Origin of the sequence: Alloyangia mangrovi (assembly GCF_002300555.2) — a bacterium.
GTDB classification, from domain to species: Bacteria; Pseudomonadota; Alphaproteobacteria; order Rhodobacterales; family Rhodobacteraceae; genus Salipiger; species Salipiger mangrovi.
Map to the genome: position 1 here is coordinate 1 of NZ_NTHN02000077.1, position 18,230 is coordinate 18,230.

16 protein-coding genes are annotated in these 18,230 nt (G+C 67.5%); all 16 read left to right on the forward strand.

All coding sequences use genetic code 11. The features are described 5' to 3' along the window. The coding region (locus tag CLG85_RS24720) for a hypothetical protein (protein WP_260350200.1) at positions 1–494 on the forward strand (494 nt) is incomplete at its 5' end. Between the two features lie 767 nt (positions 495–1,261). Continuing rightward, the gene (locus CLG85_RS24725) at positions 1,262–2,392 is read left to right on the forward strand and encodes a TAXI family TRAP transporter solute-binding subunit (RefSeq protein ID WP_095880700.1); all 1,131 of its coding nucleotides are present in this window, start codon (positions 1,262–1,264) and stop codon (positions 2,390–2,392) included. Between the two features lie 74 nt (positions 2,393–2,466). Then, a complete protein-coding gene (locus CLG85_RS24730; RefSeq protein WP_217989681.1) occupies positions 2,467–4,464 on the forward strand; it encodes a TRAP transporter permease in 1,998 nt (665 codons plus the stop codon). A gap of 13 nt (positions 4,465–4,477) precedes the next feature. Beyond that, a complete protein-coding gene (locus CLG85_RS24735; RefSeq protein ID WP_260350201.1) occupies positions 4,478–6,535 on the forward strand; it encodes a 3-hydroxyacyl-CoA dehydrogenase NAD-binding domain-containing protein in 2,058 nt (685 codons plus the stop codon). Positions 6,536–6,538: 3 nt separating this feature from the next. Further along, the gene (pcaF, locus tag CLG85_RS24740) at positions 6,539–7,735 is read left to right on the forward strand and encodes a 3-oxoadipyl-CoA thiolase (protein WP_260350202.1); all 1,197 of its coding nucleotides are present in this window, start codon (positions 6,539–6,541) and stop codon (positions 7,733–7,735) included. Next, a complete protein-coding gene (locus CLG85_RS24745) occupies positions 7,687–8,517 on the forward strand; it encodes an enoyl-CoA hydratase-related protein (protein WP_260350203.1) in 831 nt (276 codons plus the stop codon). Before pcaF ends, CLG85_RS24745 begins: the two co-directional genes overlap by 49 nt. Then, a complete protein-coding gene (locus tag CLG85_RS24750) occupies positions 8,517–9,296 on the forward strand; it encodes an alpha/beta fold hydrolase (RefSeq protein ID WP_095881974.1) in 780 nt (259 codons plus the stop codon). Before CLG85_RS24745 ends, CLG85_RS24750 begins: the two co-directional genes overlap by 1 nt. A 42-nt stretch (positions 9,297–9,338) precedes the next feature. Continuing rightward, entirely contained in the window at positions 9,339–9,938 is a 600-nt protein-coding gene (locus tag CLG85_RS24755) for a glutathione S-transferase N-terminal domain-containing protein (RefSeq protein WP_260350204.1), read from the forward strand. Next, positions 9,935–11,128 (forward strand): CaiB/BaiF CoA transferase family protein, encoded by a 1,194-nt coding sequence (locus CLG85_RS24760; protein ID WP_095881976.1) that lies wholly within the window; start codon positions 9,935–9,937, stop codon positions 11,126–11,128. The genes CLG85_RS24755 and CLG85_RS24760 overlap by 4 nt, the downstream gene beginning before the upstream one ends. 5 nt (positions 11,129–11,133) lie before the next feature. Next, positions 11,134–11,724 carry a carboxymuconolactone decarboxylase family protein gene (locus CLG85_RS24765; protein WP_235865375.1) on the forward strand — a complete coding sequence of 197 codons (591 nt, stop codon included), beginning with the start codon at positions 11,134–11,136 and terminating at the stop codon, positions 11,722–11,724. A 223-nt stretch (positions 11,725–11,947) separates the two neighbouring features. After that, a complete protein-coding gene (locus tag CLG85_RS24770) occupies positions 11,948–12,565 on the forward strand; it encodes a GntR family transcriptional regulator (RefSeq protein WP_260350205.1) in 618 nt (205 codons plus the stop codon). A gap of 103 nt (positions 12,566–12,668) precedes the next feature. Continuing rightward, positions 12,669–14,228, forward strand: coding sequence for a tannase/feruloyl esterase family alpha/beta hydrolase (locus tag CLG85_RS24775; protein WP_095881979.1), 1,560 nt, complete (start codon positions 12,669–12,671; stop codon positions 14,226–14,228). A gap of 51 nt (positions 14,229–14,279) precedes the next feature. After that, positions 14,280–14,882 carry a flavin reductase family protein gene (locus tag CLG85_RS24780; protein ID WP_095881980.1) on the forward strand — a complete coding sequence of 201 codons (603 nt, stop codon included), beginning with the start codon at positions 14,280–14,282 and terminating at the stop codon, positions 14,880–14,882. A gap of 72 nt (positions 14,883–14,954) precedes the next feature. After that, entirely contained in the window at positions 14,955–15,797 is an 843-nt protein-coding gene (locus CLG85_RS24785; RefSeq protein WP_095881981.1) for an alpha/beta fold hydrolase, read from the forward strand. A gap of 298 nt (positions 15,798–16,095) precedes the next feature. Continuing rightward, entirely contained in the window at positions 16,096–17,625 is a 1,530-nt protein-coding gene (locus tag CLG85_RS24790; RefSeq protein WP_176476571.1) for a tannase/feruloyl esterase family alpha/beta hydrolase, read from the forward strand. A gap of 180 nt (positions 17,626–17,805) precedes the next feature. Beyond that, on the forward strand, positions 17,806–18,230 hold a 425-nt coding region (locus CLG85_RS24795), incomplete at its 3' end, for a helix-turn-helix domain-containing protein (protein WP_260350206.1).

The following is an 18,230-nucleotide window of genomic DNA, read 5'->3' on the forward strand; positions in this document are numbered from 1 at the left end:
ATGCCGAGTTCGCGCGTTACGCCTGGAGCAATGACCAGCGCATCGCGCAGATGACGGGTGTGACCTTCAGCGACGTCTATCGCAGGCGGGTGCTCGATGCCGGCGGGCTTTTCGACAGCAGCCTCGCCACGCTGGCGGTCACCGCCGCCGGGGCACCGGGCGCGCCCGAGCGGCGACACGCGCTTCGGGCCCTTCAGCTTGGGCGCTATGTCGAAGGCCGGTCGCTCACTTCGGTGGTCAGCGTGTCGGACATGCTCATGGATGCCGGACTGCACGAAGCTGCGGAGTTGCTGCAGGATATGCCGGATGCCCTTGCCGATCGTGTCCGGGCCGAGATAGAGCGGGCGCAATTGCTGATGCAGGGGCTTGGCGCGCGTGGCGTCCCAACGCTGGCACGTCTTCGCAATGGGAAGGTTTCGTCGCTGCCGCCGGCGCTGCTCCTCGATCCGGATGCGGACCTCGCCTCAGCGCTGGGGGACAGGGTGCCGGGCTGAGTAGTCCGGGTGAAGGAGCATCTGTCGCGCGGGCCGCGTCGCTCAGCGCGGCCGCTCCGGCAACAGGTGACTAAGGGCAATACCCAAGCGCGGGGGGCCGGCGGTGAGGGCCAAGGCTGCGTGCCTGCCGGGTCCGCCAGGGATAGACGTAACTCTGACGCCGCAGCACTTCTCAGCATCAAAGCCGCGCTGACCCGCTCGACGCGGACACCAGCGGGTCCAAAGTAATACATAATTTGGCCCTATGGGCCCGGACGTGGACACATTCGTAGCTCTCAAAGGTGGCTAGTCCGCGCGCTTGGCGCGATGTCCGGCGGGATTATCGTGACCCAAAGACCTTCATGATAGAAGTGAGGGAACCCGACCCAAGCAATGGGTCAACTTCAACAGCACCCATTGCTGGACCAATGGACCCGTCTGGCGAGGGACCTTGGGGTATGGTCTGGCGGCGGCAGCTTTGACGAGGCAACGCGCCACGGCGTGGCGGACCCGTGGTCCATGCATTGGCGTGTGCGGTTGAGCGCCACATCGATTCGCGCTGCGAAGTCTTGTTCGCAAGCAAAGGAGACGCGAGACGCCGGCTCCCCGAAGCCATGCGCACATGAGGCCTGGGGTAACTTGCTTTCAGCAAGTCAGAAATTTCGATTGAACTTCTGCGCACAACAAAAAGCTAGTAATATAGCTTTTAATGTTTTAGCTCTCTCGCAGGAGGGATCGGCCGCCGATACGGGACCGGCTGATCGACAACTGGGAGAGGAGCCCCCCTCATGCTTAGACTGCTCGTGAAAGCCCTGCCGACGCTCGCCGTCCTCGGCTTCGGCGCCACCACCACGCTGGCGCAGGACGACGTGACCCTGCCGCGCTCGATGATCTGGAGCGCCTATGACGTCGGCTCCGGCGGCTACACCGAGGCCTCGGCCATCGCGAATGCCGTGCAGGGCAACTTCGACACGCGCATCCGCGTTCTGCCCTCGGGCACGTCGATCGGCCGCCTGCTGCCGCTGCGCGAACAGCGCGCACAGTTCGGTTTCCTGTCGAACGAGCTCTTCTTTGCCAGCGAAGGCACCGAGGAGTTCGCCACGCCCGACTGGGGTCCGCAGGACGTGCGCGTGATGCTCGGGCGGCCGGCCTCGGTGGGGATCATCGCCGCCGCCGACGTGAACGCGAAAAGCGTCGCCGACCTGCGCGGCAAGCGCGTCGGCTTCGTCAAGGGCAACCCGTCGCTCAACATCAAGACCGACGCCTATCTTGCCTTCGGCGGCCTGACCCGTGACGACGTCGAGGCGGTCTGGTTCGGCAGCTACGGCGCGCTCAAGGATGCGATCATCTCGAACCAGCTCGACGCCATGGGCATGGTGCCGACCTCGTCCTTCGCGCGCGAGATCGAGGCGAGCTCGCGCGGTCTGACCTGGCTCAACTTCCCGCCCGAGGACACCGAGGGCTGGAAGAAGGCCACCGACGTGATCAGCTTTGCCGAACCGCACAAGCAGACCACCGGGGCAGGGATCGACGAGGACCATCCGGTGTGGCTGTTGGGTTACCGCTACCCGATGCTGGCGACCTATGCGGAGACCAGCGAGGAAGAGGTCTACAACCTCGTCAAGGCGATCGACCAGAGCTTCGACGGCTTCCGTGAGGCCACCGCCGAGGCGGCGAACTGGGCCACGGAAGGCGCCATCGTGCCGCCGGCCGACGCGCCGTTCCATGACGGGGCGATCCGCTATGCCAAGGAGATGGGCTACTGGACCGACGAGGCGCAGGCTTGGCAGGACGCCCGCCTGGCGCGCGTCGACGCGGTGAAGGCGGCCTGGGCCGAGGCACAGGCGGCCTATGACGGCGACGATGCAGTCTGGCCCGAGTTCTGGGGCAGCTGGCGCGCCGAACACCTGGCGAACTGAGTTTCGCCTCTTGCGGGTCCGCACAGGTCGGACCCGCTCCTCTTCCCTACTTCAGAGCGTGAGCGAGGTCCGTCATGAGCGATCCGCAGTCCCTTTCCGTGTCCGATCAGCCGGACACCTCCCAGAGTTCAGGCGTCAAGGTCGGCATGCTGCACGGGCCGACGCGGGCGGTGGTGCTCATTCTCGGCCTGATCGCGCTCTTGCTGAATGTCGACCGACTGTTCAACACGCAGATGCTGATCGGCTACGTGCTGCTCGACACCGCGTATTTCTACCTGCTCACCGGCATCTTCCTTGCCATCGTCTTCCAGGTCTACCCGCTGCCCTACAACCGGTTCGGCAGTGCCGGGCGCATCGCGGACGTGGTTTTCTCGCTGCTCGCCCTCGGTGCGGCCTGCTATTTCGCCTGGAACGGCGAGCGCATCCTGATGGAGGGATGGGACCTTGTCGCGCCGACCAATGCGCAGGTCATCTCCGGGGTGTTCTGCCTGCTGGTGCTCGAGGCGCTGCGCCGGACCGGCGGGCTTGTGCTGCTGTGCATCTGCGGCTTCTTCTTCCTCTTCCCGCTCTTTGCAGAGAACATGCCGGGCTTCCTCTGGGGGCCGTCCACCGACATCCCCGGCCTGGTGATGATGCACGCGCTCGGCTCGGAGAGCATCATCGGCGTGCCGATGCGCGTGGTGGCAGGCCTGCTTATCGGCTTCCTGCTCTTCGGCTCGGCGCTGGTCGTGACCGGCGGCGGTGCCTTCTTCATGGCCTTCGCCGAGGCGCTGCTCGGCCGCACCCGTGGCGGTCCCTCCAAGGTGGCGATCCTCTCCTCGGGCTTCTTCGGCTCGCTCTCCGGGTCGGTGATCTCGAACATCGTGACCACCGGACAGATGACCATCCCGACGATGAAGAAGGTCGGCTACCCGGCGCGCTACGCCGCCGCGATTGAAGCCTGCGCCTCGACCGGAGGCGCGCTGATGCCGCCGGTCATGGGCGCCGTCGCCTTCATCATGGCCGAGAACCTCAACGTTCCCTATTCCACCGTGATGATCGCCGCCATCGTGCCGGCCGCGCTCTTCTACCTCGCGCTGATGCTGCAGACCGACTGCTACGCCGCGCGGCGCGGGCTGGCTGGGCAGCGCCCCGAGGACCTGCCGAAGCTCTGGCCGACGCTGAAGGAAGGCTGGCACTTCCTGCTGTCGCTGGTCGTGCTGATCTACCTGATCGTGGCGCGCGGGATCGAGGCGCAGGCACCCTTCTACGCCACGCTCGTGCTGCTGGCGACCAGCGCGCTCAACGGCTGGATCCGCGGCGAGAACCAGCTGACCCTCGGCCGGCTCGTCGATCTGCTGGATGACGCGATCCGCAACATCGCCAATATCGTCGGCATCCTTGCCGGGGTCGGGCTCATCGTCGGTGCGCTCAGCTACACCGGCGTCGGCGGCGCCTTCTCGCGCGAGCTGCTGCAATTCGCCGGCGACAACGTCTTCCTGCTGCTGCTCTTCGGGGCGCTCACCTCCTTTGTGCTCGGCATGGGGATGACCGTCAGCGCCTGCTACATCTTCCTGGCCATCGTGCTGGGGCCGGCCATGGCCGGAGCGGGGCTGAACCCGATCGCCGGGCATCTCTTCATCCTCTACTGGGGCATGCTGAGCTACATCACGCCTCCGGTCGCGCTGGCCGCCTTCGCCGCCGCGGTGATCGCCAAATCCGACGGCATGCGCACCGGCGTGCTGGCGATGAGGCTCGGCGCGGTGAACTTCGTGCTGCCGTTCATCTTCGCGCTGAACCCGACGCTGGTGCTGCAGGGGGAACCGCTCGACATCCTGCATGACGTGGGCAGCGCGGTTCTGGCGGTGTGGCTGATGGCGGCCGCAAGCGAAGGCTGGCTGCACTTCGTTGGCCGACTGGGCATCCCGGCGCGGGTGCTGCTCGGGGCCGCCGCGATCACGCTGATCATACCCGGCTACCTGTCGGACGGCATCGGGCTGGTTCTGCTCGCGGTCGCGGTACTTGTGAACCGCCTGAGCGCGCCGGACAGCCGCCCCGAGCCGGCCCGGTCCGCGGCCCCGTCCACCGAGTGAAGAGGAAAGCCCGATGAACACCCACACAGCCCCCTCGCATGGCACCGTTCACCTCGAGGTCACGGATGGCATCGCCGTGCTGACCATCGACAATCCCCCGGTGAACGCCGGCTCCCACGCGATCCGCAAGGGTCTGATCGAGGCGCTGCGGAGCTGCGGCGAGGTGCGGGGCGCGGTGCTCGTCGGGGCCGGAAAGAGCTTCATCGCCGGCTCCGACCTGCGCGAGTTCGGTGCGCCCCTCGCCTGGCCCGAACTGCCGGAGGTCATCGCGGCCTGCGAGGCGGCACCGTTCCCGGTCGTCGCCGCCATTCACGGCGTGGCGCTTGGCGGCGGGCTCGAGCTGGCGCTCGGCTGCGACTATCGCATCGCCACGCCGGACGCGAAGCTCGGCCTGCCCGAAGTGTCGCTGGGGATGGTGCCCGGCGCGGGCGGCACACAGCGGCTTCCGCGCCTGACCGGGCGCATCGCCGCGCTCGAGATAATCTGTGGTGCCACCCGCATCACCGGGGTCAAGGCAGAGGTGCTGGGGCTGGTCGATGTGGTCGCCGAGGGCGATCTGCTGGCGGCGGCGAAGCGGTTCCTCGCCGAGGATCGCCCGAAGCGCGTGGTGGCCGACCTTGCGGTGCCCGAAGAGGACGAGACCGCGCTGGAGAGCGCTGCCGCGAAGGCGCTGCACAAGGGCAGGGGCCGGCCGAACGTGGCCGAGGCGATCCGCCTGGTGCGGGCCTCGGCTGATCCTGACGTCGTCTCTGTTCTGGCGGATGAGCGCGCGGCATTCCAGAAGCTCCGCCTGTCGGAGGACGCCTTTGCCCTGCGCCATCTCTTCTTCGCCGAGCGCAAGGCGGGCAGCGTCGATGGGCTCGATGCCAAGCCGCGTGCGGTCTCGGCGATTGGTGTCATCGGCGGCGGCACCATGGGGCAGGGCATCGCCCGCGCCTGCCTCGCTGCAGGGCTGCCGGTGACGCTCGTCGAGCGCGACGCCGAGGCGCTGGAACGCAGCCTCGGTGCGCTGCGGGAGGCGTTGCAGGCGAAGCAGGCGCGCGGGCGGCTTTCGGAGGCCGCGCTGACGGCGCAACTGAAGGCCCTCTCGGGAACGACGCGGATCTCCGAACTGACCAGCTGCGATCTGGTCATCGAGGCGGTGTTCGAGGAGCTGTCGGTCAAGGTGCCGCTGCTGACCGAGCTCGACGCCACGCTGCCGCCCGAGACGGTGATCGGCACCAACACCTCCTATCTCGACATCAATGCCATGGTCGCGGGCCTGCCGGGGCGGTCCCGTGTGCTGGGCCTGCACTTCTTCAGTCCCGCCGACGTGATGCGCCTGCTCGAGGTGGTGCGGGCCGAAACAACGGCAAATGACGTGCTGGCCACCGGCCTCGCGCTGGCGAAACGCCTTGGCAAGCAGCCCGTGGTGGCGCGCGTCGCCGAGGGGTTCATCGGCAACCGCATCTACGCCGCCTACCGCCGCCGTGCCGAGCTGCTGGTGCTCGACGGGGCCGCGCCCGAACAGGTGGATGCGGCTGCCGAAGCCTTCGGCTTCGCGATGGGGCCCTTCGCGGTGTCGGACATGAGCGGGCTCGATATCGCCTGGGCGATGCGCAAGCGGCAGGCCGCGACGCGCGACCCGGCAGCGCGCTATGTCACCATCCCCGACCGGCTCTGCGAGGCGGGACGGCTGGGCCGCAAGACCGGCGGCGGCTGGTACGACTACCCCGAGAAACGCCCCGAGCCCTCGGCCGAGGTGACCGCACTCATCGCGGACGCGCGCCGCGAGGCCGGCATCACCCCGCGTTCGTTCGACGCCGAGACGATCCAGCGGCAACTGCTGATCGCCATGGTCAACGAGGCTGCGCTGCTGCTGGCCGAAGGCGTCGCGCAGCGCGCCTCCGACATCGATGTGACGCTTGCCAACGGCTACGGCTTCCCGCGCTGGAAGGGCGGGCCGCTGTGGTGGGCGGCGCAGCAGCCCGCGGACCGCATCGAGGCCGATCTCGACGCGCTTGGGATGGCGATCTGCCACGGTTTCGCCCGCGGCCCGGTGTCCGACACCCTCGAAGAGCTGAAGGGCTGAGCCATGCAGACCGTCTACATTTGCGACTACATCCGCACCCCCATTGGCCGCTATGGCGGCAGCCTCTCGGGCATCCGCGCCGACGATCTGGGCGCACTGCCGCTGCTGGCGTTGCAGGATCGCCATGACGTCCTCGACTGGGCCGACACCATCGACGTGATCTACGGCTGCGCCAATCAGGCAGGCGAGGACAACCGGTCGGTGGCGCGCATGGCGCTGCTGCTTGCCGGGCTGCCCGAGACCGTCTCGGGCACCACGATCAACCGGCTCTGCGGCTCGGGCATGGATGCGGTGCTGGCGGCCTATCGTCGGCTTGCCGTGGGCGAGGGCGATCTGGCCATTGCGGGCGGCGTGGAGTCGATGTCCCGCGCGCCCTTTGTCATGCCCAAGGCCACGAGCGCCTTCTCGCGCCAGTCCAGCGTCGAGGACACCACCATCGGCTGGCGCTTCATCAACCCCGCCATGCACGCCCGCTACGGCACCGACTCGATGCCCGAGACCGCCGAGAACGTCGCCGCCGACTTCGGCATCTCGCGCGTCGATCAGGACGCCTTTGCCCTGCGCAGCCAAGAGAAGGCGGCGGCCTCGCGCGACGTGATGGCCGAGGAAATCATCCCGGTGGCCGTGCCGCAGCGCAAGGGGCCGCCGGACATTTTCGATCAGGACGAGCACCCACGCAGCACGACCGCCGAGAAGCTGGCAGCGCTGCCGACCCCGTTCCGGGCGGGCGGCAGCGTCACCGCGGGCAATGCCTCGGGGGTCAATGATGGGGCAGCGGCGCTGATCCTTGCCACCGAAGCCGGGATGAAGCGCCACGGGCTGACGCCTCTGGCGCGGATCACCGGCGGCGCGACCGCGGGCGTGGCGCCGCGCATCATGGGCATGGGCCCGGCCCCGGCGACGGAGAAGCTATGCGCCCAACTCGGCGTGACGGCAGGCAGCTTCGACCGCATCGAGCTCAACGAGGCCTTTGCCGCGCAGGCGCTGGCCGTGCTGCGGCGGCTCGGGATCGCCGATGATGATCCGCGGGTGAACCCCTATGGCGGCGCGATCGCGCTCGGCCATCCGCTCGGCATGTCCGGCGCGCGGATCACCGGCACCGCCGCCCGGATGATCGCGCGCGGCGAGGGCAACACCGCGCTCGCGACCATGTGCATCGGGGCGGGGCAGGGCATCGCCTTGTCGCTCGCCGCCGCCTGACTTCAGAAAGGACCGACCAATGGGTATCGACATCAGCTTCAACGGGAAAGTGGCCGAGATCACCATCGACGTGCCCCCCCGTCAACGCCATCACCCTCGCCAACTACGCCGAGATCGGCGAAGCCTTCGACGCCGCCGACAGCTGGCAGGGGATCAACTGCGTGCTCTTCACCGGAGCGGGCGCGCGCGCCTTCTGCGCCGGGCTCGACCTGAAGGAGTTCCTTGCCGCCACGGTCGAGGAAGACCCGGCCCGCGCCCGCATCGTGCGGCGCTGCTTCAAGTCGATCCGGGACTGCGCGCTGCCGACCATCGCGGCGGTCAACGGCCCCGCACTGGGGGCCGGCACGGTGCTGGCCTCGGTCTGCGACATCCGGCTTGCGTCGGAGACGGCGAAGTTCGGCATGCCCGAGATCAACGTCGGCCGTTGCGGCGGCGCGTCGCACATGGGCCGGCACCTGCCGCAGGGCATGCTGCGCAAGATGTTCTTCACCGGCGAGCCGATCGACGCGGCCGAGGCCTATCGCTTCGGCTTCGTGCAGGAGGTGCTCGCCCCCGAGGCGCTGATGGGGGCCGCCCGTGCGCTCGCCGCGAAGGTCGCCGAGAAGTCGCCGCTCGGCCTGCGCCTCGGCAAGCAGGCGCTGAACCAGATCGAGTTTCTGCCGGTCGACGAGGGCTACCAGATCGAACAGCAGTTCAGCACCATCCTGATGAAGACCGAGGATGCCCGCGAGGCGACCGCCGCCGCGGTCGAGAAGCGCAAGCCGGTCTGGAAGGGGCGCTGATGAGCCTGTACCCGATCAACGGCACGCGGCTCGACATCCGCATCGATCGCGCCGGAGACGGCGCGCCCTGGGTGGTGTTCTCGAACTCGCTGGTCACCGACCTGTCGGTCTGGGACGGCGTGGTGACGCGGCTCTCGGGCTGGAACGTGCTGCGCTACGACCAGCGCGGCCATGGCGGCTCGGACGTCCCGGACGGCGCGGTGGATTTCGAACTTCTCTCGGAGGACCTGCTGGCGGTGATGGACCACGCGGGCGTCTCCCGCGCGGTCTGCGTCGGGCTGTCGATGGGCGTGCCGACCACGCTGGCCGCCTATGCCAAGGCGCCCGAGCGTTTCGCTGGCCTCGTCTTCATGGACGGCATGGCAAAATCGGCGCCCGCGGCGGTCGAGACATGGGGCGCGCGGATCGAAGAGGGCCGCAGGCTCGGCATGCTCGGCTACGCCAAGGTCACCGCCGAGCGCTGGCTGACCACGCCCGACCGGGCCGAGGCGCTGGCGGCGATGATTGCGGCGACCCCATTCGAGGGGTTCAAGGCCTGCGCCACGGCGCTTCAGGGCTACGACTATGCCGCGGTCCTGCCGGGCATCGCGGTCCCCGCTCTTCTCGTGGCGGGGCTGTCGGACGGCAAGATCCCCGAGACCATGCGCGGCATCGCGCAAACCATCGGCGCGCGGTTCGAAGGGGTCGAGGGCGCAGGCCATGTGCCCTGCTTCGAGCAGCCCGAGGCCACCGCGGGACTGCTCAGCGCATTTCTGGCCGAGGTGGAGGCTGCGGCATGAAACTGCACTGGTCCCCCCCGCTCGCCCTTCGTGCGCAAGGTGATGATTACCCTGCACGAGACCGGCCGGCTGGATGAAGTGGAGCTGATGCGCAACGTCGTCGCCAGCCACCTTCCGCCCAACCCGGCCGTGCTGGCGGACAACCCACTGGGCAAGATCCCGGCGCTGGTCACCGAGCAGGGCGTGCTCTTCGACAGCCGGGTGATCTGCGCCTGGCTCGACCGGGACGGCGTGCTCGATGCCGGGGTCGAGGCGCAGCGCTGGCAGGCGCTGGCCGACGGCGCGACCGACATCCTGCTGGCCTGGCGCACAGAACTGCTTCGCCCGCAGGGCGCCTGGGACGCGATCACCGCCAGCTTCCGCGCCAAGATCGCTGCAGTCATGGCCACGCTCGAGGCCGAGGCCGATGCGCTGGCCAGCTGGCCCTTTGGGGCTGGCCATGTCGCGGCGATCTGCTTCCTCGGCCAACTCGACTTCCGCTGGGGCGACTGCGCCTGGCGGAGCCATTTCCCGCGCCTCGCGGACCTTGCCGCGAGCTGGGCCGAGCGCCCCTCGGTTGCCGCCACCGCCATCGTCGATGACGGCGCAGCGGGCGACGAGGTCACCGCAGGCGTCCTGACTTTCGAAAAGGAGACAACATGAGCGGACCGCTTTCCCACGTTCGGGTGCTTGACCTGAGCCGCATCATGGCCGGCCCCTGGTCGGGCCAGATCCTCGCCGACCTCGGCGCGGAGGTCATCAAGGTGGAGCGCGCCGGCGTCGGGGATGACACCCGGCGCTGGGGGCCGCCGTTCATGAAGGACAGCGATGGCAAGCCGACAAGGGAGTCGGGCTACTACCTGTCGGTCAACCGGGGCAAGAAATCGGTCGAGGTCGACATCGCTTCGGAAGAAGGTCAGGAGCTGATCCGCGATCTCGCCCGGACAAGCGACATCGTGCTCGAGAACTTCAAGGTCGGCACCCTGGCACGCTACGGGCTTGACGAGGCGTCGCTGCGGGCGATCAACCCTCGGCTGATCTACTGCTCGATCACCGGCTTCGGCCAGGACGGGCCGATGGCCGAGGACGTCGCCTATGACTTCATGATCCAGGCGATGGGCGGGCTGCTGTCGGTCACCGGGGTGCCGGACGGCGAGCCGGGGGCCGGGCCGCAGAAGGTCGGGGTGCCGGTCATCGACATCATGACCGGCATGTACGCCACCGTCGCCGTGCTGGCCGCGCTGGCGCGCCGTGCCGAGACCGGCAAGGGCGACTACATCGATCTCGCGATGCTGGATGTGGCCACGGCGATGCTTGCGAACCAGGCGATGAACCACCTGGTCTCGGGCGCGACGCCGACCCGCAAGGGCAACAAGCACCCGAACATCCAGCCGCAGGACATCTTCCCGGTCCGCGACGGCCACATCGTGATCGCCGTCGGCAATGACGACCAGTTCGTGCGCTTCGCCGCCGCCCTCGGCCACCCGGACTGGGCGCAGGATCCGCGCTTTGCCACCAATGCCGCGCGGGTCGAGAACCTCGACGTGCTGCACCCGCTGATCTGCGACACGCTACGCAGCCGCGATCTCGCCGACTGGCGGGCCGATCTGGTGGCGGTGAAGGTGCCCTGCGCGCCGATCAACACCGTGCCGGGCGTGCTGGCCGAGCCGCAGGTGCAGCACCGCCAGATGCTGCGCCAGCTGCCGCACCCGCTTGCCGGGAGCGTGCCGCAGGTGGTCTCGCCGATGCGCTTTGCCGAGGCCCCGCTGTCCTTCGATGCGGCGCCGCCGCTGCTGGGCCAGCACACCGATGAAATCCGCGACCGCGTCGCCGCGGCCAAGGTGAAAGGATGACGACCATGGGACGTATCAGCTTTCCCGCCCCGGAGACCATGTCGCCGGCACAGAAGGCCGTCTTCGACGAGATCGTATCGGGGCCGCGCGGCGTGCTCGTCGGCCCCCTGCGGGCGGCGCTGCACAATCCGGTTCTTGCCGATCGCTGGCAGCAGCTTGGCCGCGTGCTGCGCTTCGAAACGACGCTGCCGGGCTACCTCAACGAGTTGGCTATCCTGATCACAGCGCGGCGCTGGAACAGCCTGCTGGAATGGGCGATCCACGAGCGCGACGGTCTGAAGGTGGATCTGGATCAGGCGTGGATCGACGCCCTTCGCGTGGGCCGGGTGCCAGACTTCGGCGACGACACCGCGGCGGCCGAGATCTACGATTTCGTCTGCCAACTTCTGACGCAAGGCACCCCGAAGCAGCCGGTCTACGATCTGGTGTGCGCGCGCTGGGGCGAGGTCGGGGTGGTCGAGCTGACCGCCGTCGTCGGCTATTATTCAATGGTGGCCATGACCCTGAACGCGCATGAGATCCCGGTTCCGGAAGGGGTCAGCGCCGATCTTCCCATCACCCCCGGCGCCCTCTTCGACCTGCCGTTGCGCAACTGAGGACTGCAGCCGGTTCCCCTCTACCTGGAGTAAGTGATATAAAGCTATAATATCGTCAGATATGCCCGGAAGGCAAAGAGAAGCGAGGACCGTTCCATGCAGAAGCCCAGCTCGACCGACCTGCTCGAGAAGAGCAATGTCGCCCGCTATATCCAGCTTGCCTCGCTTTTCCGCGGCCGGATCGAGCGGGGGGGACTGGGCGATCGGAGCGCGGATACCGACGGTGGAACAGCTGTCCAAGGAATTCGGCGTGGCGGGCATGACGATCCGCCAGGCGCTCGATCAGATCGAAAAGGAGGGTCTGATCGAGCGGTTCCGGGCCAAGGGCACCTTCGTACGCGCACGGCCGGAGCGTGACCTCTGGTGCGAGGTGCAGACCGACTGGAACGGCCTGCTCATGTCGCGTGCCGATGCGCAGATCGAGGTGCTGTCGGACACGCCCGGCGCGATGCTCGCGCAGGCGGATTTCGATCATGGCACTGTTGCGCCTAGCTATCGTCACCTGCGACGTCTGCACCGGCGGCAGAACGTGCCCTTCCTCGTCGCCGACGTCTTCGTCGACGAGAAGCTGCAGCCACTGATCCCCGAAGAGAACTACTCCACCACCACCGCGATGCGGCTGGTGTCGGACTTGCCGGGCGTGCGCGTCGCTGATGCCCGGCAGATCCTGTCGGTGGCCTCCGCCGATGTCGAGACCGCGCAGCTGCTGCAGCTGTCGCTCAACGATCCGATCGTACTGGTGCAGCGCTTGGCCATCGATGAGGGCGGACGTCTGATCCTCGTCGCCAACGGAATCTACCGTGGCGACAAGGTGCGGATCGATATGAAATTGCTCACCTGACCCAGTGGTCCAGGCAAAGACCGGGACCGTGGCGACTGTTTAAGTGACAAAGCTAGCTTAATGATTTAACTTAACTCTCAAGGGTGAAATTGGGAGGAGAATCATGAGATTTCTGGCTCATGGCGCACTGCTTTGCAGTGCCATTGCCACCGGTGCGCAAGCGGATGAGGCAGGCTGCACTGCGCTTGCAAACATCACCCGGGACGCCCTGAAGATCGCCGAGGCGGCCTGGGTCCCGGCCGGACCCGATGACGATGCCGGGCAGGACCTGCCGGCCTATTGCAAGGTCACCGGGGTGATCGATGAGCGTCGGGGCGTGGGAGACGTGCTCTTCGGCGACCGCTTCGAGTTGCGTCTGCCCGAAGGCTGGAACGGACGCTTCTACTTCCAGGGCGGCGGTGGGCTCGATGGTCGCGTACGCCCGGCCTTTGGCGGCTCGCAGCCGACCGGCGAGCCGGCGGCCGTGGCCGAGGGTTACGCCGTGATCTCGACCGATGCCGGGCACGAGGACAAGGACAGCTCCTTTGGGCTTGATCCCGAGGCCCGCGAGGCCTGGGGCTATCAGGCACTCAAGGATGTTGCCGAGACCGGCAAGGCCCTCACCACCGGCTATTACGGCGAAGCTCCGCACCACAGCTACCTCATCGGCTGCTCCAACGGCGGTCGGCAGGGCATGATGGCCAGCCAGCGGTTTCCCGAACTCTTCGATGGCATTGTCGCGGGCGCGCCGGTGTTCCGCCTGTCGCGCAGCCATGTCGATACCGCCTGGGGCCTGCAGAAGCTGACCGCCATCGCCCCACAGGATGACGCGGGGAACCCGATCCTGTCACGCGCCTTCTCGGATGCCGATCTGGAACTTCTGGCGCAGGACATCGTCCAGCAGTGCGACGCGCGCGACGGACTCGCCGACGGGCTGGTGCTTGACCCTGCCGGGTGCGACTATGATCCCTCGGCGCTCGCCTGCAGCGCCGGGCAAGACGCCTGTCTGAGCGCAGAGAAGGTCGAGACGCTGAAGCTGCTGCACGAGGGCTCACGCGACAGCGCCGGCAAGCGCTTCTACGTCGCATGGAGCTACGACCCGGCGATTGCCGACGCGGGCTGGCGCAGCTGGCGGCTCGGCACCTCGGAAACCCCGGAGCCCAACGCAATCAAGGCAGGCCTGTCGAACAACGGCATCAAGTACGTGTTCCTGACGCCGCCGGACCCGGATTTCGACATCATCAACTTCGACTTCGACAGCGACCCGCAGCGCATGGAGGCCTCGGCGGCTTTTGCGGATGCGACCTCGACCGATCTTAGCGCCTTCCGCGATGCAGGCGGCAAGATCCTGCTCTACCACGGCACCGGGGATGCGGCGATCTCGGCCAATGACACCGCCCGCTACATGGCGGCGCTGCAGGCGGACATGGGCGAGGTCGGGGATTTCGCCCGCTACTTCCCGGTGCCGGGCATGGGGCATTGCCGCGGCGGGCCGGGGCCCGAGTCCTTCGACGTGCTGCAGACAATCGTCGGCTGGGTCGAGGAGGGCAGGGCCCCCGACCGGCTGATCGCCACCGGAGCGACGATCGAGGGCGTGACCCGTCCGCTCTGCCCCTGGCCGACCGTGGCGATCTATGATGGCAGCGGTCCCACCGATGCGGCGGCCAGCTTCGTCTGCCGCTGAGTGCAGTGTCATCGCGCCGCGTCGTGGCGCGATGCCGCAAGGAGCAAGATAATGTTTTATGATCCGCGTAAGGGCGACCACGGGCTGCCGCACAACCCCTGGACGGCGCTGGTGACACCGCGGCCGATCGGCTGGGTGTCGAGCCGCAGCGCCGCCGGTGTGCCAAACCTCGCGCCCTACAGTTTCTTCAACGCGGCGGCGACGCATCCGCCCTTCGTCATGCTCTCTTCGACCCCGCGCAAGGACAGCCTGTCGAACATCGAGAGCACAGGCGTCTTCGCGATCAACATCGTCGGCGCCGAGCTGGCAGAGGCGATGAACCGCAGCTCTGCGCCGGTGCCGTCCGATGTCGATGAGTTCGGGCTCGCCGGCGTGAAGGCGGGCGCCTGCCGCAGCATCGACGCGCCCTGCGTGGCGCAGAGCGCCGTCGTCATCGAGTGCATCCTGAACCGGGTGATCTCGCTCTCGCCGAAGAGCGGACTTCCCTGCGACACGCACATCGTCTTCGGCGAGGTCACCGGGATCGAGATCGCCGATCGCGTGATCCGCGACGGGCGGGTGCGCAGCGAGTTGATCCGCCCGGTCTCGCGGCTCGGCTACCTCGATTACGCGGTCACGGAGCAGACGTTCGAAATACCGCGTCCCGGGTCCTGAACGGACCCGCCCCGGCTCACCCCACGCCGGGAATGGTCGCGGACAGTGTGGGGCCCTCGGAGGAGTACAGACATGAAGACGAGATTTGCGGTGATGGGCCTTGCCCTCGCCCTGGCGATGCCGTGCCTTGCGCAAGCGCAGGTCGAGGAGAAGACGGCGATGAATGGCGATGCGCAGGTGGGCTACTCGGTCCGCGGCGAGGGGCCTCTGGTGGTGGTGATTGCTTCGACCGGCCGCAGCTCCGGCGAGCTTGCCCCGCTGGCCGACAGGCTGTCCGAACGCGGCTACCGCGTCGCCCTGCCGGAACCGCGCGGCATCGGCGCCAGCTCCGGCAAGATGACCGAGGTCTCGTTCCACGACTTCGGCGACGACTTCGCCGCGGTGATCGAACAGGAGGGCGGAAAAGCCATCGTCGCGGGCCATGCCTACGGACAGTGGATCGCCAAGACGATCGCCTCGGACCACCCCGAGATGGTCTCGGGCCTGGCGCTGATCGCGGGCGGGGCGAAGTCCTGGCCCTCGGAGCTTTCCGAGGCGATCACCATGATCAACGATCCGGACTCGAGCCGGGACCAGAAGATGGAAGGGCTGCTGCTGGCCTTCTTCACCGACGAGCAGAGTGCCGAACCCTGGCTCGAGGGCTGGCACCAGGACGTGACGGTCAGCCAGCGCGCGGCGCGCAAGCTGACCAACCGCGAGGATTACTGGGCCGGCGGCACCGCGCCGATCCTTGACCTGCAGGCGGGCGCCGATCCGTTCCGGCCGGAAAGCTCTCGGATGGAGGTGCGTGACGAACTGGGTGATCGCGTGACGGTCACGGTGATCGATGGCGCCAGCCACGCGCTTCCGGCGGCGAAGCCCGTCGAGACCGCCGATGCCATCGCCGATTGGGCGGATGCACTCCTGAAGAAATGACTCGGCGCCGAGGCGCCGCGCAGCGGCGTCGGCGGCACCAGGGCCCGTCCCCGTGTCGGGACGGGCATATTCCGGTCCGCGCTTGCGCAAGATGAGGGCGCGAGGGTGTCACCACCGCGCGCCAGCTTTCCCAAGGCCGCGCCGACGACTTGGCGTGAACCTTGCCCGGCGCAGCCCGGCGCAGGGCCTGAATCCTGCGATCACCTGGGTGCCGAGGCGGGCATCACAAGAAATCGCATGCAGCATGAGCTTCCCAGGAGGAGACGGGATGAGACATTCCAGGATGAGAATACTGCCAGTGGCATTGATCACGGCGGCCACGGCGCTGGCCTCGGCGGCGTCGGCCGAAATGACCGAGGACACCTGCAGCGCGCTTGCAGAATTCGCCTACCCCGATCTGCGCATCGAGGTCGCGGAGTTCCTCAGCGGCGCGACGATCGACGAGACGGCCTTGCCGAACCACTGCCGCGTGGAGGGCTATCTCGAGGAACGCGTCGGCAGTGACGGCAAGCGCTACGCCACCGGCTTCGAGCTGCGCATGCCGGTTGCGTGGAACGAGCGGTTCTACTTCCAGGGCGGAGGCGGCACCGACGGCTCGATCAGGCCCGCGGTCGGGGTGAACACGATCGGCCATCCGCCGGCACTCACTCTCGGCTTCGCGGTGGTGTCCACCGATGCGGGGCACAACCTTGGCGATCGTGCGGACACCAGCTTCGGGCTCGAGCCGAAGGCGCGGGTCGATTGGGGATACAACGCCATCGACCTGACTGCCACCGTGTCCAAGGCCCTGCTGCAGGCGGCCTACGGGACCTGGCCCCGATATTCCTATTTCGTGGGCAACTCCAACGGGGGCCGGCAGGGACTCATCTTCGCGCTAAGGCATCCCAACCAGTTTGATGGCATCCTGGCGCAGAATCCGATCAGACAGCAGACCCGCGGACATGTGGCGGGGGCCTGGAGCGTGCGTGTGCTCGCAGAGCGGGCGCCGACGGACGCTGCGGGGAAGCCGATCTTCACGCAGTTCCTCGACGATGCCGATTTCGCCTTGCTGACGCGCGAGCTCACCGCCCAATGCGATGAGCTTGATGGCCTGAAGGACGGTGTGGTCGACAGCGCAAGGCTCTGCAGTCCCGACTTTTCCGCGCTGGAGTGCCGCGACGGCGCGACGGAAGAGTGCCTGTCACGGGACCAGATCGACGCCTTCACCCTGATCCACGAGGGTCCGGTCAACTCCGCGGGCGAAGAGCTCTACGTACCCTTCGCCTATGATGCGGGCTCCGACTTCATGGGCTGGCACATCGGCGATGCGGACGCGTTCCCGAACAATGGCCGCAAGGCGCGGAACACCTCGATGCACAATGTCTTCCGCGACCCGCCGGATCCGGATTTCGACGTCTACGGCTTCGACTTCGACACGGATCCCGTCTCCATGAACGCCGCCGCGCAGTTCACCGACGCCGCTTCCGCCGATCTCGACGCGTTCAAGGGCGCGGGCGGAAGGCTGATCGTGGTGCATAGCATGGGCGACAGCGGAATCTCGGCCGTAGATACGACCCGCTGGTTCGAGACCCTCCAGAACCGCTATGGCGCAGAAACCGGGAGCTTTGCGCGCCTCTTCCTGCTGACCGGCGTCCGGCACGACCGGACGGGCTCCGGCCCGCACGTCTTCCCGGGCCTCGAGATGCTCATGGCGTGGGTCGAAGACGGGAGTGCGCCGGACCATCGCTCGGTGAGTGGCGGCACGCCGTCGCGGGAGCGTCCTTTGTGCGCTTATCCGAGGTACGTCACCTGGGAGCCAGCCACCGAAAGTTGGGGCTGCCAGGAGTAGCACGTGGTGCCGGACCATAGGTCCGGCACACCCAACCTGTCGGCGACTACCATGAACACGCCTGGAGATCAGATTCAGTAACATAATTATCCTTACGCGCCTAAGAGCAAAGAACGAGGCACATTCTAAACTGGGTTGCGACAAATCCCCTATCTTGCTGGAAAGCAAGGAGAACGGACAATGGCGCACAAAGAGCTGGACCTGGGTGAACGGCGCAGGATCGAAGACCTGCTGAACGCGAAGCTGCCGGTCAGCACGATTGCCGCAGAGATCGGTCGGCATCGTTCGACGGTCTACCGCGAGATCAAGCGCAATGCCTTTGCCGCAGACACTGAAGAGGTCGCCTACCTCGATGGCTACTACGGCATGGTCGCGCAGCGCAATGCCTCCGACCGCCGGGCCCGGAGGCGCAAGCTGACCCGGCTTGTGGATTTGCGCGAAGCCGTTATCGACCGTCTCAAGGCCGGCTGGTCGCCTGAGCAGATCGCCGGTCGGATGCGTCTCGAAGGTCTGCCCGTGACCGTCAGCCACGAGACCATCTACGCCCATGTCTATGGCCCAGAGGGTCGTGCCGAAGAGTTGGCGCGACACCTGCCCAGCCGGCG